The organism is Candidatus Clostridium stratigraminis, assembly GCF_045310675.1.
Lineage (GTDB): Bacteria > Bacillota > Clostridia > Clostridiales > Clostridiaceae > Clostridium_AT > Clostridium_AT stratigraminis.
This window is the reverse complement of sequence record NZ_JBJHZZ010000004.1, coordinates 90,572-106,146: the sequence shown is the minus strand read 5'-3', so window position 1 is coordinate 106,146 and position 15,575 is coordinate 90,572. Positions and strand designations below refer to the sequence as shown.

General features: G+C 30.9%; 17 protein-coding genes and 1 pseudogene. 14 read left to right on the top strand and 4 right to left on the bottom strand.

Translation table 11 applies throughout. The features are described from left to right. Nucleotides 1-122: 122 nt before the first annotated feature. The 4 genes and pseudogenes from ACJDUG_RS08570 (at nucleotide 123) to ACJDUG_RS08555 (ending at nucleotide 3,718) form a co-directional block, all read left to right on the top strand. Nucleotides 123-413 (top strand): annotated as a pseudogene (locus ACJDUG_RS08570) (hypothetical protein). A gap of 191 nt (nucleotides 414-604) precedes the next feature. Further along, entirely contained in the window at nucleotides 605-1,942 is a 1,338-nt protein-coding gene (locus ACJDUG_RS08565) for a metallophosphoesterase (RefSeq protein WP_406769476.1), read from the top strand. 361 nt (nucleotides 1,943-2,303) lie between these two features. Beyond that, nucleotides 2,304-3,071, top strand: a complete 768-nt coding sequence (locus ACJDUG_RS08560; RefSeq protein WP_406769475.1) for a pirin family protein — start codon at nucleotides 2,304-2,306, stop codon at nucleotides 3,069-3,071. A 47-nt stretch (nucleotides 3,072-3,118) separates the two neighbouring features. Continuing rightward, a complete protein-coding gene (locus ACJDUG_RS08555) occupies nucleotides 3,119-3,718 on the top strand; it encodes a nitroreductase family protein (protein ID WP_406769474.1) in 600 nt (199 codons plus the stop codon). A 134-nt stretch (nucleotides 3,719-3,852) separates the two neighbouring features. Here the strand turns inward: ACJDUG_RS08555 and ACJDUG_RS08550 are convergent, their stop codons facing one another. From ACJDUG_RS08550 to ACJDUG_RS08540, 3 genes are all read right to left on the bottom strand, one after another. Beyond that, the gene (locus ACJDUG_RS08550; protein ID WP_406764781.1) at nucleotides 3,853-4,161 is read right to left on the bottom strand and encodes a winged helix-turn-helix transcriptional regulator; all 309 of its coding nucleotides are present in this window, start codon (nucleotides 4,159-4,161) and stop codon (nucleotides 3,853-3,855) included. 184 nt (nucleotides 4,162-4,345) lie between these two features. Next, nucleotides 4,346-5,038 carry a superoxide dismutase gene (locus ACJDUG_RS08545; RefSeq protein WP_406769473.1) on the bottom strand — a complete coding sequence of 231 codons (693 nt, stop codon included), beginning with the start codon at nucleotides 5,036-5,038 and terminating at the stop codon, nucleotides 4,346-4,348. 323 nt (nucleotides 5,039-5,361) lie between these two features. Beyond that, nucleotides 5,362-5,526, bottom strand: a complete 165-nt coding sequence (locus ACJDUG_RS08540) for a hypothetical protein (protein WP_406769472.1) — start codon at nucleotides 5,524-5,526, stop codon at nucleotides 5,362-5,364. A gap of 206 nt (nucleotides 5,527-5,732) precedes the next feature. Between ACJDUG_RS08540 and ACJDUG_RS08535 the strand changes: the two genes are divergently transcribed. The 4 genes from ACJDUG_RS08535 to ACJDUG_RS08520 all read left to right on the top strand — a co-directional run bounded on the left by ACJDUG_RS08535 (nucleotide 5,733) and on the right by ACJDUG_RS08520 (nucleotide 9,575). Next, a complete protein-coding gene (locus ACJDUG_RS08535; RefSeq protein ID WP_406769471.1) occupies nucleotides 5,733-6,293 on the top strand; it encodes a cob(I)yrinic acid a,c-diamide adenosyltransferase in 561 nt (186 codons plus the stop codon). A 184-nt stretch (nucleotides 6,294-6,477) separates the two neighbouring features. Beyond that, a complete protein-coding gene (locus ACJDUG_RS08530) occupies nucleotides 6,478-7,488 on the top strand; it encodes an asparaginase (protein ID WP_406769470.1) in 1,011 nt (336 codons plus the stop codon). 193 nt (nucleotides 7,489-7,681) lie between these two features. Beyond that, nucleotides 7,682-8,968: an HD-GYP domain-containing protein gene (locus ACJDUG_RS08525; RefSeq protein ID WP_406769469.1), complete on the top strand. Its 1,287-nt coding sequence runs from the start codon at nucleotides 7,682-7,684 to the stop codon at nucleotides 8,966-8,968. Nucleotides 8,969-9,023: 55 nt separating this feature from the next. Beyond that, nucleotides 9,024-9,575 (top strand): NUDIX hydrolase, encoded by a 552-nt coding sequence (locus ACJDUG_RS08520; RefSeq protein ID WP_406769608.1) that lies wholly within the window; start codon nucleotides 9,024-9,026, stop codon nucleotides 9,573-9,575. A gap of 153 nt (nucleotides 9,576-9,728) precedes the next feature. On the opposite strand, the gene ACJDUG_RS08515 is transcribed toward ACJDUG_RS08520, so the two are convergent. Continuing rightward, complete coding sequence (locus ACJDUG_RS08515) at nucleotides 9,729-10,724, bottom strand: dipeptidase (protein WP_406769468.1); 996 nt, start codon at nucleotides 10,722-10,724, stop codon at nucleotides 9,729-9,731. 201 nt (nucleotides 10,725-10,925) lie between these two features. On the opposite strand from ACJDUG_RS08515, the gene ACJDUG_RS08510 reads away from it, so the two are divergent. The 6 genes from ACJDUG_RS08510 to coaBC all read left to right on the top strand — a co-directional run bounded on the left by ACJDUG_RS08510 (nucleotide 10,926) and on the right by coaBC (nucleotide 15,526). Then, nucleotides 10,926-12,080: an aminotransferase class I/II-fold pyridoxal phosphate-dependent enzyme gene (locus tag ACJDUG_RS08510; protein WP_406769467.1), complete on the top strand. Its 1,155-nt coding sequence runs from the start codon at nucleotides 10,926-10,928 to the stop codon at nucleotides 12,078-12,080. Nucleotides 12,081-12,339: 259 nt separating this feature from the next. Further along, nucleotides 12,340-13,218: a YicC/YloC family endoribonuclease gene (locus ACJDUG_RS08505; protein WP_406769466.1), complete on the top strand. Its 879-nt coding sequence runs from the start codon at nucleotides 12,340-12,342 to the stop codon at nucleotides 13,216-13,218. 15 nt (nucleotides 13,219-13,233) lie between these two features. Further along, nucleotides 13,234-13,509 (top strand): extracellular matrix/biofilm regulator RemA, encoded by a 276-nt coding sequence (gene remA / locus ACJDUG_RS08500; protein ID WP_406769465.1) that lies wholly within the window; start codon nucleotides 13,234-13,236, stop codon nucleotides 13,507-13,509. Continuing rightward, on the top strand, nucleotides 13,509-14,135 hold the full coding sequence (gmk, locus tag ACJDUG_RS08495; protein WP_406769464.1) for a guanylate kinase: 627 nt from the start codon (nucleotides 13,509-13,511) through the stop codon (nucleotides 14,133-14,135). Before remA ends, gmk begins: the two co-directional genes overlap by 1 nt. After that, nucleotides 14,116-14,334, top strand: a complete 219-nt coding sequence (gene rpoZ, locus ACJDUG_RS08490; protein ID WP_406769463.1) for a DNA-directed RNA polymerase subunit omega — start codon at nucleotides 14,116-14,118, stop codon at nucleotides 14,332-14,334. The genes gmk and rpoZ overlap by 20 nt, the downstream gene beginning before the upstream one ends. 1 nt (nucleotide 14,335) lies before the next feature. Further along, nucleotides 14,336-15,526 (top strand): bifunctional phosphopantothenoylcysteine decarboxylase/phosphopantothenate--cysteine ligase CoaBC, encoded by a 1,191-nt coding sequence (gene coaBC, locus ACJDUG_RS08485; protein ID WP_406769462.1) that lies wholly within the window; start codon nucleotides 14,336-14,338, stop codon nucleotides 15,524-15,526. Nucleotides 15,527-15,575: the final 49 nt, after the last annotated feature.

The window sequence follows — 15,575 nt, the reverse complement described above, 5'->3', positions numbered from 1 at the left end:
TACCACCCATTGACTTATTAAAAGCATAGGATATAACTTATACTTTAATTGATTATTAAAATATTAATTGAAGTGTAATAATTATTCTTATCTAATTAAGAAAGGGATTATAGGAGGTAAATATGAAAAAGAAAATTATTATTTTAAGTATTTTTTCCATTATTATTATACTTACACTAACTGGCTGTGTTCCAGGAGACGGTACTTATACTGCTTCAAAACCTGCTGGCTTCTTTTGGGGCGTTTGGCATGGTTGGATCGCTCCACTTTCTCTTATATTAGGGTTATTTAAAAAGGGGATACGGGTATATGAAACTATAAATACAGGCTAGTGGTATGATTTCGGATTTTATATGGCCATAATAAGCGGATTTGGCGGGTTATCAATATTTCGTAAAAAGGATAAAAAATAATACAACAAAATAAAAGGTTATGTTTTTTTAAAAGTGATTAGAATCACATTTTTTAAATTTGGGCTGTGCTATTATTTATTTATTCCAGATCCCCATTCAAAATACTTGATTCTAGAAAGAATATATTCTACACTAGAGGATATATTCTTTCTTTTTTAATAAAAAACAAATTGAGCATTGATGGAGTTAAAATGAAAAATAAAAAGAGAATCTTAGGACTAATACTCGTAATTATTTCAACGTCGCTATTTGGCTGCAGCAGCACTAAAGCTTCAACAATTAAATCTGGCAAGGATATTACTTTCTTTGTAACAAGTGACACTCATTATCTTGCTAAGAACTTAACTGATGGTGGACAAGCATTTCAAGAGTTTATTAAAACAGGTGATGGTAAGGAATTAAATTATATGCAGCAAATAATGGATTCTTTCACTAGAGATATTAAAAATAAAAATCCGGATGTACTAATACTTAGCGGAGATTTAACTAGTAATGGTGAAAAGGATAGTCACTTGGAGCTTGCAAAGAGGCTTTCTGTCATAGAGAAGACTGGTACCCGTGTTTATGTTATACCAGGAAACCATGATATATTAAACCCTTATGCTAGAGGTTTTAAAGGCAGTGATCAATATGTAGTTTCTTCTATTACAAAAGATGATTTTAGCAAAATTTATGGTGACTTTGGCTATAAAGAGGCTATTTCTAGAGATAAGAATACCTTAAGCTACCTTGCAGCACCATCTGATGATGTTTGGCTTTTGATGCTAGATACTGCTCAATATGATAATAACCTTGTTTTAGGATATCCTCAAACTGGAGGAAGAATAGATAAGGGAACTATGGAATGGATTAAGCAGTGCAGTGCTTTAGCTAAATCAAAAGGTGCTAAGTTAATTGCTGTTATGCATCACAGTTTAATAAATCATAGTGATATAGTATCAAAAGACTTTACAATTGATAACAGCAATGATGCAATAGCATTATTTAAGGAATTAAATATTGATTTAACTTTATCAGGACATCTACATCTTCAAGATATAAAATCAAATAGCAGCAATGGAAAAACTATTTATGATATAGCATCAAGCTGCATAGATATATATCCACAAAAATATGGTGTTCTTAAATATTCACCTAAAAATGGTATTGATTATACTACTACAAGTGTTGATGTGGAAGGCTGGGCAAAGGAAACGAATCAAAAGGATAAGAACCTTTTAAACTTTAAAGAATACTCAAAAGAGAGCTATGGAAATACACTGTATGAAAAAAATGCAACCAGATTATCTCTCTCTGATGACTATACTGCTGAGCAGGTTCAGCTTATGTGTGCAACCTATAAGGATATTTACCTAAGATATTATGAGGGTGATAAGGTAATTGTCACTGATGAAATAAAAAATTCTGAGGGGTATAAATTATGGACAGCCTCAAAATCAAATAAAAACTTGTTAAAACTTGCAAATATAAATGGAGAGGTCAATAATATTCTTCATATTAGTACCTCAAGTCTAGCAAATGATAAATAGTAAAGCACAAAACTTGTATTTGCAAGATTTTTAAAACTAAATATATGCAGCATTATTAGAAAATTGCACTCCTTTTTCTGGAGTGCAATTTTTTAACTATTTAGAACTTAAATTCAGGATAATTTAATGTTGTATCTTTAAATTTATCAATAAAAATTATTTTATAAATTTTATAAATTTACTTGACATAACCACGTTACTTATTGTATTATACTTACATAAAGTAATTAAAAATTATTATCAATCATTTAATTATAAAAAAACTCAATATTAATTTTTTATTATAATTGTTAATAACATTAAAGAGGTGATTTTTACGATAAAATTAATAAAAGGCGAAAAAGTTAGCGATGGGGCAGGAGTGAAGCTTAATAGAACAATAGCTACTAGAACTTTAGACCATGCAGATCCTTTCTTTTTATTAGATGAATTTAGAAGTAACGACAAAAATGATTATGCAGCAGGTTTTCCAATGCATCCACATAGAGGAATAGAAACTATAACTTATATGATTGAAGGTAGTTTTGTTCATAGAGATTCAAATGGCAATGAAGGGAACTTAAAAGCAGGTGAAGTACAATGGATGACTGCTGGTAAGGGCATACTTCATGAAGAAATGCCTATGATGGACAAAGGTCAGCTTTGGGGATATCAACTATGGATTAACTTACCTAAAAAGCTTAAAATGGTAGCTCCAGAATACAGGCATATTAAAGTCACAGAAATACCAGTTATTAAAAAGGATGGTATAGAAGTTAAAATTATTTCAGGTACCTTTGAAGGAATCAGCGGCGCTGTAAGTTCTTATTATCCTATAGATTATATGGATGTAAGAATTAAGGAAGGAGACTTTAAAAAAGAAGGCAAGGGTACAAATTTAATATATGTACACACAGGTAAAGTTAAAGTAGCCTCTCAAGGTGAAGAAATGGAAGTAGAAGCTGGAAATCTGGCCTTAATAGAAGAAACTAATGATTTTATGGTATCAGGCAGCAATTCAGGCTTCTTATATATAAGCGGGGAACCAATAAATGAACTAGTTGCAAGATATGGACCTTTTGTAATGAATACAATGGATGAGATTCTAAAAGCCATAGATGACTTTAATAATGATAATTTTAATAAATAATATAAAATAATAAATAATAAATATATAAAATTTTAGGAGGAATTAAAATGAGTAAAGATCTATTCACAATATTAAAAGAGAGACGTACATTTTATGGACTTAGTAAGGAAGCAGTTGTTAGTGATGAAAGAATTGAAGAAATAGTTAGGGAAGCAGTAAAGTATGTACCTTCGGCATTTAATTCTCAAAGTGCAAGAGCAGTAGTTTTACTAGGCAAAAACCATGATAAACTTTGGGGAATCACTGAAGAAACCTTAAGAAAAATAGTTCCAGCGAATGCATTTGCATCTACAAAAGAAAAAATGGATTCGTTTAGAAATGCCTATGGTACAGTGCTTTTCTTTGAAGATAATTCAGTAATAGAAAAGCTTCAAAGTGATTTTGCATTATATAAGGATAACTTCCCAGTTTGGTCTCTTGAATCTTCAGGAATGGCTCAGTTAGTTGTTTGGTTAGCATTAGAAGCTGAAGGTTTTGGAGCTTCCTTGCAGCATTATAATCCATTAATTGACGATGGGGTAAAAAAGACTTGGAATATTCCTGAATCCTGGAAGCTGCTTGCACAAATGCCATTTGGTAAGCCGACTGCAGGTGCTGGAGAAAAACAATTTATGTATGCAGATGAACATGTTAAAATAGTTAAATAATTTAATTTCATAAGTTAATAGAGTCAGTTAAATACTTTTAACTGACTCTATTTATGTATGAACTTATTACAAATTTCACCTAAGTATATAAATAAAAACCTTTTTCTAAATGAAATTTAGAAAAAGGTTTTTACTTATGTCCATTTTTCAGCCCAGGTCTGAATTTCATTCATAGATTTTTCTAAATCCCTGCCTTTATCCGTTAGCTCATATTCTATGCGTACAGGCATTTCAGGATAAACTGTGCGAATAACAATTTCCTGTTCTTCGAGCTCCTTAAATCTTTCTGTAAGCATACGTGCACTTAAACTAGGGATAATTGATTGTATATCTGAAAATCTTTTAGGTCCATTTAAGAGAGAACGGATAATTAGTCCTGTCCATTTCTTGCCTAAAAGTGTAAATGCAGCTTCAAATCTTGGACACATATGAAATTTTTCCATGATTAATCATCTCCTATAAATATATTACCATATTTCTAATATAAAAGTAAGTATATTTATTTACTTAAGTTATAAAAAGTAAATAACTTATCATATAAGTAATTCTTATAGGAGAAGACAGTTTCCTAAATATTAATTAAAATAATTATAATGCCACTCACATTGACTAGGTGAGTGGCTATTATTATTTATATCTCTTGCAAATCTCATCCCAATTTACAACATTCCACCAGTTATTTATGTAGTCTGAACGTCTATTTTGATATTTCAAATAATAGGCATGCTCCCAAATGTCAAGTCCCATAATAGGCGCTATGCCTTCCATAATAGGGCTGTCCTGATTTGCAGTAGATACTATTTTAAGAATCCCATTGTTATCCTTTATAAGCCATGCCCAGCCGCTTCCAAATCTATCTAAGGCAGCTTTGTTAAATTCTTTTTTGAAATTTTCAAGACTGCCAAAGGTTTTAATGATATCTTCCTTTAATTTTCCCTTAGGCTCTCCGCCTTTATTCTTACCCATTACTGTCCAAAACATGCTGTGATTATAATGTCCACCGCCGTTATTTCTAACAGCTTCTCTTATATCTGAAGGCAAGCTGTTTAGATGTGTAAGTAAATACTCAAGAGATTTATCCTTTAGCTCAGGATACTTATTTACAGCTTCATTTAACTTCGCTACGTAAGCTGCATGATGCTTATCATGGTGAAGTTTCATAGTTTCAGCGTCTATATACGGTTCAAGAGCATCATAGCTGTAAGGCAAGGGCGGCAGCTTAAAAGGACCTTCACTTTGAGGTTCTGCCTTAATAATATTAATCGGCAGTATCAAGAAAATTAAACTAAAGCAAATAGAAGAAATTAATTTGTTTTTCATTACTTCACCTTCCTTTCACATTTTTAGTAGTGCCCAAATAGAGAAAATTTATAAAACTTACAATACTAAGTTAAATTGAAATAAAATAAAATGAATATAAGCTTAAGCCAAGGGAAGGATATAGTTAAAGGGGTGATATAATGAGCTCAAAAAATAATAATAATGATAATAAAACCACAAATAAAAAGAAGGCAAATCCTATTACTATGGAAGTAAAAAGTAATGCTAGAGAAGCTGTTAAAGGACTTCCCAAAGTATAAAAGAGCTAATTAAAGCTCTTTTATACTTTATTTATTAAAATTCAAAATACTAGCAAGTAATGCCTATAATTTAGTATCATAATACTCTATTACTTTGGAGTAGTTACCACCTAATTTTGCCGTAAGATTATCATTATAACCATAGGCACTATCTTTTTCTTCTGGAATGCTTTCAGTTTCTTCCTGCAAGCTATTATCAGATGTATTTTCGATTGGCATATTGGTCATAAGTATCGCCTCCTAAGCATAGGTTGCGTAACTTTTATATATCTATTCATTATAAAGAAATTAATTTATTGCTGCTGATATTACGTTAATGCTGATAAGAAAACTGTTTTATAACTAGAACTTAATTATACTTTCCTGAGTTATTGTTATATTATATTTCTTGGGTTAATATAAAATTAGAAGTAAATTATTATGGGAGGACTATTATGGGAAAGATATATACAAAAACAGGAGATCAAGGATATACAACTAATCTGCTTTCTAATAAATATTCAAAGGCAGATATTGAAATGGAAGTACAAGGCAGCATAGACGAGATAAATGCTTACGTTGGCCTATTAAGAAGCAAGCTTAAGTTAACTTCTTCAAAGTATGAACAGAATACATATTTAAAGCTTGATAATACCTTAAAAACAATACAATACCACCTATATTTAATAGGAATAGAAATCTCAACAGAGTATACTAAAGTGTATATAAAAGATGAGGAAATATCCTTTCTTGAAAAAGAAATTGATTATATGTTTGATAACACTGAGCCACTGAAATCTTTCATATATTATTATGGCAGTGAAAATTCTACTACCTGTCATGTTATAAGAACCATAGTTAGAAGAAGTGAAAGAATCTTTGTAAGAGCCTTAGATAATAAAATCTATCCAAAAGGCTATCGGTATGTAAATCGTCTATCAGACTTTTTTTATGCTTTCAGCAGGTATATAAATTACTTAGATGGTGAACAGGATGAACCAATGGTTCTAAAGTAAAATTACCCTTATATTGTTAATTAACTTTGAAATACCACTTGTTTTAGGTTTTATTAAAATATTAATTTAAATTTTAATTTTAAATATAGTGACTTTATGAAATTATTATTGTAAAATAAATTTGTATTGAAAGATATATTTCATTTTTGTCATTATTTATTAACAATAAATAGGTGGTGTTCACATGAATACGATTCAAAATAACAAAAAAAAGGTTGCAGTTATATTTAATGGTGGTACTATTACCATGAAGGTTGACTCAAGAATAAGTGCTGCAGTGCCTACCTTAACAGGTGAAGAAATTATGGCCATGGTTACCGGAATTGAGGATTATGCTGAAATTGAATCTCTTACTTTTTCAAATTTACCTGGGCCTCATATGTCTCCAGAAATTATGATGGATCTATCAAGGTATATACAAGGTTTATTAGATAGAGAGGATATAACAGGAGTTGTAGTTACTCATGGTACTGATACTCTTGAAGAAACAGCCTTTTTACTAGATTTAACTATAAATAGCCCAAAACCCGTAGTTGTAACTGGTTCTATGAGAAACGGTTCTGAATTAGGCTATGATGGTCCTGCTAACTTAGCTGCTTCCATCTGCACAGTTATATCTGAGAAATCTAAAAACAGAGGGGTTTTAGTTTGCTTGAACGATGAACTTAATTGTGCCAGCGAAGTCACTAAATCCAATTCCATGAGCTTAGATACCTTTAAAAGTCCAAATTTTGGGCCAATTGGAATTGTTGACAGCAATGTAGTTATTTTTTATAGGGACAGCCTTATGAAACAGCATATAATTACAGATAGTATAGAAAGTAAGGTTGACTTAATAAAATGCGCAGCAGGCATGGATTCAAGCTACATAGAATTTGCGCTTTCAAAAGGAGTAAAAGGGCTTGTAATCGAAGCAATGGGACGAGGCAACATTCCACCGTTAATGGTGGATGGTGTAAAGAGGGCAATAGAAAATGGTGTTCCTGTTGTACTAGTTACAAGATGTTATCAAGGAAGAGTACTAGATTCTTATGGTTATCCTGGCGGAGGCAAGACACTAAGAAAACTAGGTGTCATTTATGGTGATAACATGCCTGGGCAAAAGGCTAGAATTAAGTTAATGCTGGCCTTAAGCAAAACTGAAGATTTAAATGAAATTAAAAAGATATTTGAATCAGGACATTATAGTAATTAACAATTTAAATTAAAACAATAAAAAGGTATGCTAGTTAGTATACCTTTTTATTGTTTTAATAATTTTAAAAATTCTTTATTTATAAGAAAATTATGCTAATGAAGAATATTTTTAGAAACTTATATTGTACTTTTCTAAAGTTTATGTAAAATTAATATATAATCAATTTTAGTCTAAGAAAGTGAGGTACTAGATGTTTTCTGAATTTCTATACACTGATTTAGTATACAGCATATCTGAGTCAATTGATTTAGTAAATCCCATTCTTGCAAATCATCATAAATTAGTTGCTTATATATCTTACTCCTTAGGAAATCAGTTAGGCTTAACAGTATATGAACAGCTGGAACTGGAAATAGCTGGTTCACTTCATGATGTTGGTGGTCTAACTAATATAGAAAGACTAGCCCCACTTGAATTCGATTACGAAGATGTTAATTTACATTCAGAAAAAGGATATATATTATTAAATAAATTTGCACCTTTTTCTAATATTGCAAAGATAATCAGGTATCATCATCATCCTTTGCAGCACGGAAAATGCGTAGGTATTAATGGTGAAAAAATACCCTTTAGAAGCCATATTTTAAATTTGGCGGACCGTATTGCAATACTGATAAAATTGGGCGATAGGGATATCCTTAATCAGGTTGAAAACATATTATCTATTATAAAAACATCAGATAATAGTGTTTTTAATCCGAAAATAGTCAAGGCCTTTTTAGAACTTTCCTGTAAAGATAGTTTTTGGTTGGATATGAATTATCTAGATCGACCTAACTATATTAAAAGAAACTATAACTTTAATTTTTTAACCATTACTGAAAGCGAATTTGAGAATTTCATGAAAGTAATAAGCCACATTGTTGACTTTAAAAGTCGTTTTACAGCAGCGCATTCCTTAACCATAGCAGCTTGTGCTGAAAGTTTGGCAAGTTTAATAGGTTTTAATGAAGATGAAATGAAAATGATAAAATATGCAGGATATATTCATGATTTAGGTAAACTAGCCATACCTACCGAGATACTGGAAAAACCAACTCAGCTTTCAAAAGAAGAATTTTCTTTAATGAGAACACATTCCTATCATACAAATCGTATTTTAGAAAATGTACGAGGTTTCGATACAATTAGGCAATGGGGTTCTATGCACCACGAAAAGTTAAACGGCAGGGGTTATCCTTATGGATTCAAAGATAATGAAATTCCATTAGGCGCTAGAATTATAGCGGTTGCAGATATATTTACTGCTTTAAGAGAAAAAAGGCCATATCGTGATCCAATAAGCGAATCTGAAACTATTAATATTCTTATAAATATGGCTAACTCCTTTGAAATCGATACTAGAGTTGTTAATGTATTGAAAGCAAATTTTGAAAAAATCGATAGTATTAGAGATAAATCAAACAAAGATGCCATTTATGAATATGATAAATTTAATAGCGAGTTTATAAAAAATAAAAGTTTACGACTAGGTTGATATTAATGCACTAATAATTATAAAATTATTTTGAAAGTCGGAAGTGAAAACATATATGAATTGGATTAGTACTATAAAAAACTACACTCCTTATAACGAACAAGAGAATAAAGATAAAGAAATAATATTAAAATTAATTGAGGATTCTAAGAATATCTTAACTCGTGAAAATGAAGTTGCACATATTACAAGCTCAGGCTTTATAATAAATAAAGCTAAGGATAAGGTATTGATGATATATCATAACATATATAATTCCTGGGCTTGGACAGGTGGACACGCTGATGGTGAAGAAGACTTATTAAAAGTTGCAATTAGAGAAGCCCAGGAAGAAACTGGGGTTATGAAAGTAGTACCATTAACAAAGGAAATTGTATCCTTAGATATTCTAACTGTGGTAGGACACATTAAGAGAGGTAAATATGTAGCTCCTCATCTTCATCTATCTATTGCATACCTGCTTATAGCTGATGAAGAGGAAAGTCTTAAGATAAAACCTGATGAAAACAGCGGAGTAAAATGGATACCTATAGAGAAAGTAGCCTTATATTCTAGTGAACCATATATGGTTAAGGTATACGAGAAAATTATTAAAAAAATTAAATAGAAGAAAACAATAAAAATAGCTGCAATATATAAAATATGTTACATGAGCTGATCGCCGTGAAAAGCCATTTAGGCTTTTCACCACTATGCGCTCATTCCACATATTTTATAGATTTCTGCAAAATTTTCATTATCTTAAAATTTTTAAAAAGATTTACTTTAATACTTCCTTATAAACCCGCAGAACATTCTTAAAAAAAATCTTTTCAATATCCTCATTACTAAAACCGGCTTCTTTCAGTGCCCTTTCAAGTTCAGGCATTTTACTTGCGTCACACAATTCCAGATCTTGATAAATACCATCGAAATCGCTGCCAAGGGCAATGCAGTCAATTCCTGCTAAATTTTTAATATAGCTAATATGTTTAACCATATTACTAATTTTAGAGCGCATTCTTTTTCCTGGCTCTGGCTCTTCAAGAAAGTCACCTGCAAAATTTATCCCTAAAACTCCTCCGCACTTAGCTAGCTTTAAAATCATATCATCAGTCATATTACGTACGTGATTAGTTATGCTTCTTGCGTTGGAATGGCTGGCTACAAAGGGTTTTGTAGTACAATTTAGTACATCGTAAAAGCCCGCATCGCTTAAATGAGAAACATCTATAATCATACCTAGCTTTTCCATTTCTTTGACAAATTCAAAACCAAAGGGTGTCAAGCCATCTTTTGTATTTGGAACATGGAAATCTAACATTTCTCCATCAGTCATATTGATATTAGGTGAGCTAATGCCGTTTGGATAGTTCCAGGTTAGAGTGACCATTCTAACGCCTAAATGATAGAAGTTCCTCAAATTTTCAAGTGATAGGCAAGCTGTACCACCTTCTTCTATAGTTAATAAAGCAGAAATTTTCCCGTCATTTTCATTTTTAATTATATCCTTATAATTTAAGGCTAGAGAAAGCTCATCCTTGCTTTTTTCCAGTTCACTATAAAAGCAATCTATTAAGGCTAAGACTTCTTGTAAAGGTTCTTTTGTTTTTTTAAGGTTCACAAACATAGCAAAATTCTGCAGCAAGTAGCCGCCTGTTTTCAGCTTATTAATGTCAACATTAAGATTATTTGATTTTAGTTCAAGGTTATTTCCTTTTCTTTGTTCATTTAAGATTTCACTAATAGTATCACAATGCATATCCACAACTTTCATCTAAGTTCCCCCCTTACTAAATTCTTGAATTAATTGGATAAATTCTTGTAACTATTTTATTTATATATTAATAGACTTTAACTAAGATGTAAATTATATATGCTTTTAATTACAAATTTATATTAAACTATCTATAAAATAAGGTAGCAAATATTATTTAAGAGAATAAAATAATAAAAAGTTATAAAAATGGGGGCATTTATGAAATTAAATAATCGGCTCCAAAATATTTCAGAATATCACTTTAAAGACTTAGATCTAATAAGAAAGCAATGCATTGAAAATGGTATAAATGTCACTGATCTAAGCATAGGGGACCCGGATTTACCTGTTAATAAAAAAATAATTGATGGTCTTTTATATGGTTTAACTTTAAATAAGTATAATAAATATCCTCCCTATGAAGGTATTAATGAATTAAAAAAAGGAATTATTGAATATTATAATGAAGTTTATTCAGTAAAACTTAGCCTTGATGAAGTGCTTATTCTTATAGGTTCAAAAGAGGGTATAAATAATTTAATACCCGCCGTATGTGATTTTAGAAGCTATGCCATTATACCGAAACCTTCCTATCCAGTATACGATATATGCTGCAAGCTTTGGGGTGTTAATACTTATAATATAGGTCTAAAAAAGGAAAATTCATATTTGCCAAATATAAGCAACTTAACAATAAAAATCCTAAAAGATAGTAATTTACTTATACTAAACTACCCTAATAATCCAACTGGAGCTACTGCTACTAGTGACTTTTATAAAGAGATAAAAAATATATGCAACAAAAATGACATTGTAATTTGTAATGATGCTGCCTATAATGAAATATTATGTAACTACGATAGCCCTATTAGCTTACTTCAAAATAATAATAACAATAACTGTATAGAAATTGGCAGCTTTTCTAAATCCTATAATATGACAGGCTTTAGGATTGGCTATGCTGTTGGAAGCGCCAAAATTATTAAAGCTCTTTCTAAAATTAAAACAAATGTTGATTCAGGACAATTTAAACCAATTCAATATGCAGCTTTAGAGGCAATAAAACTTGACAGAGGCTATATAAATTCTATAAGAAAAGTGTATATAGAAAGAAGAGTTGAAACTGAAAAAATATTAAATAAGCTTAATATTAATTTCTTCTCTGCTGAAGGAACCTTTTATATATGGTGTGAACCCCCCAAAGGTTATGGAGCGGAACAATTTTGTGAAAAACTATTGAGTGAATATGGAATAATTGTAACTCCGGGAAAGGTTTTTGGAGAAGAAGGAAATAAGTTTTTTAGAATAGCTCTTACTCAGGAAAAAGAAAAAATTTTTTCTGCTTTAAGTGCTGTAAAACTAAAGAAAAAATAAACGGTATTAATTTTTCATAGTTATGGGTTTTAATTTATTGAATCCTATGCATATGAATGACAAACTTCAAAAAAAGTTTATATGACAAATTTATCTTGCATTTTTTATAATGAATTATGTATAATTAGGTATGGAGTGCAGATATAAAATTAAATTATTTTATTTTTAAAAATCAGGAAATTAAAAACCTGTTTTTTTATAAACAAAAATAAGTTAATGAATATATCTTGATTAGATGGCAAAGAAGGAAGGAAATATTATGGCAAGAAGTATGACTGGCTTTGGGCGTGGAACAAAGGATATGGAAGGTAAAAGCTTTTCTATTGAGATGAAAAGCGTTAACCATAGATACTTAGATATAAACATAAAACTTCCTAGAAACTTAATATCATTAGAAGAACGCATTAGAAAAGTAGTTTCACAAAATTTAAACAGGGGTAAGGTTGATATTTTTATTACCCAGAATACCTATTCAACAAATGATGTTATTGCAAACTTTAACCAATCATTAGCAGACAGCTATGTCAAGTGTTTACAGGAGATAAAAGAAAGGTACAATGTTAGAGATGATATATCTGTTTCATTGGTGGCAAGATTTCCAGATGTTATTACCTTAAATCAAAAGGAAGATGATTTAGAAGCATCCTGGAATGCTATAAATTCGGCTTTAAATGACGCTATAAGCAATCTTCTAATAATGCGTGAAAAAGAGGGGGAAAAACTTAGGAGTGATTTAGAAGCAAGATGTAAGTATATGAAGGAATTAGTGGACGATATTTCCAGAAGAGCACCATTAATTGTAACTTCCTATAAAGAAAAATTAGAAAAAAGATTGGCAGAATTATTAAATGATGTTAAATTAGATGAGTCTAGGGTCGCTATGGAGGTTGCAATTTTTTCAGATAAAACAAATGTAGATGAAGAAATTGTTAGATTATATAGTCACCTTAATCAGATGATGGATACCTTGATTTTAAAAGAACCAATAGGAAGAAAGCTTGACTTCATTATCCAAGAGATGAATAGGGAAACAAATACTATAGGCTCAAAGGCAAATGATTTAGAGCTTGTAAATGTAGTACTTAATATGAAAAATGAGATAGAAAAAATAAGAGAACAAGTTCAAAATATAGAGTAACTTAGGAGGATTATAATGGGTATAAAACTTATCAATATTGGATTCGGTAATATTGTGTCTGCTAATAGATTAGTTGCAATAGTGAGTCCTGAATCTGCGCCGATAAAAAGAATAATTCAGGAAGCTAGAGACAGGGGTATGCTTATTGACGCTACTTATGGTAGAAGGACTAGGGCTGTTATAATTACAGACAGCGATCATGTAATATTGTCTGCAGTTCAGCCAGAAACTGTAGCACATAGATTATCTTCTAATAAAGATGAAGTCGAAGCTGACGAGGTAGAGGAATAATGAAAGATAGAGGACTTTTACTAGTTATTTCAGGACCATCAGGTGCTGGTAAAGGAACCATCTGTAAGGCTCTAATGGAAAAAAACTCAATGTGGCTTTCTGTTTCCGCTACTACAAGACAGCCAAGAAACGGGGAGTTACCAGGTAAGAATTATTTTTTTATTTCACATGAAGAATTTCAAACTAGAATAGAAAAAGGTGATTTTTTAGAATATGCCGAGGTCTATGGTAACTATTATGGAACTCCAAAATCTAATGTTATAGATATGCTCGAAACTGGGAAAGATGTAATATTAGAAATAGATATTCAAGGTGCCCTTAAGGTTAAGGATGCATTTCCGGAAGGTATATTTATTTTTATTCTTCCCCCATCAATGGAAGAACTTAAGCAAAGAATTATAAATAGGGGCTCAGAAACTCCCGAGTCCTTAATGACAAGATTTATGTCGGCATATAAAGAGATAAATTTTGTATCTAAATACAATTATGCCGTGGTAAATGATACTGTAGATGCTGCAGCTAAAAAAATAGAAAGTATAGTAATTGCAGAAAGATGCAGAGTAGATAGATTAAAAGATACATTAATTAATAAGGAGGAGTTAACCCATGGTAAACTCTATGATTAATCCATCAATAGTTGAATTATTAACTAAGGTTGATAATAGATATTCTTTAGTTATAATTACTTCCAAAAGAGCAAGACAAATAATTGACGGAAGTAAACCTCTTATAGATACAGAAAATAGTAAACCTTTAACTGTAGCTATCAATGAATTAAATAATGCTGCTATAACTTACGAGACAGTGAGAGAGGGAATAAAATAGAATGTCTAATTTAAAGACAGTTGTTGTAGGTGTATGCGGAGGTATTGCTGCATACAAGGCACTAGATGTTGTAAGCAGGCTTAAAAAAAAGAATTTTAATGTTCATGTTATTATGACTAAAAGTGCCGCTGAGTTTGTTACCCCTTTGAGTTTTCAGTCATTAAGTCAAAACATGGTAACTACTGACATGTTTGCTGAGCCAAAGGCATTTGAAATTCAGCATATTTCTCTTGCCAAAAAGGCTGATTTAATGCTAATCGTGCCAGCTACTGCAAACATAATAGGAAAGGTTGCAAACGGCATTGCAGATGATATGCTAACTACTACAATAATGGCAACTACTGCACCAGTTGTTTTTGCACCTGCAATGAATACAAATATGTATAATAATCCAATTGTAAAGGAAAATATAAATAAATTAAAGAAGCTTAATTATATCTTTATCTCCCCTGAAAGCGGGCGGTTGGCCTGTGGTGATGTAGGGGAAGGAAAGTTAGCTGATACAAAACTTATTTCTAATATTACATATAGTCTTTTATATGATTTAAAGGATATGAAGCATAAAAAAGTTTTGGTGACTGCTGGTCCTACTATTTCTCCTATAGATCCAGTCAGATTTATAAGCAATAAATCTTCAGGAAAAATGGGTTTTGCAATTGCAGAAGAAGCAAGGGATAGGGGAGCTTTAGTTACATTAATAACAGGACCCACAAACCTAGAATGTCCCCATGATATTAATGTAATTAAAGTTAATACAAATGAAGAGATGTATGAAGAAGTTATAAAAAACTTTGAAAACCAAGATATTATAATTAAAGCTGCAGCAGTTGCTGATTATAAGTCAAAAGAATATTCTTCTGTTAAAATCAAGAAATCTTCTGATGATTTAAATATAACTTTTACTAGAGATAAGGACATTTTGAAAAAACTAGGGGAATTAAAAACACATCAAATACTAGTTGGTTTCGCTGCTGAAAGTACTAATTTGCTGGATTATGCAGCACTAAAATTAAAGCAAAAGAATCTGGATTTTATTGTGGCAAATGATATTACCAGTTCTGAAACTGGATTTGCCTCCGATGATAATAAGGTATTTATCATTGATAAGGAGGTCAAAATTACATCACTAGATAAAATGCCCAAAAGAGAGGTTGCTAGAGAGCTTTTCAATTTGATAAATGAAAAAATATAAATTGTTAATTAAGGCCTGCCTGGTAACCAATAATTCAGGAAATGGCCTT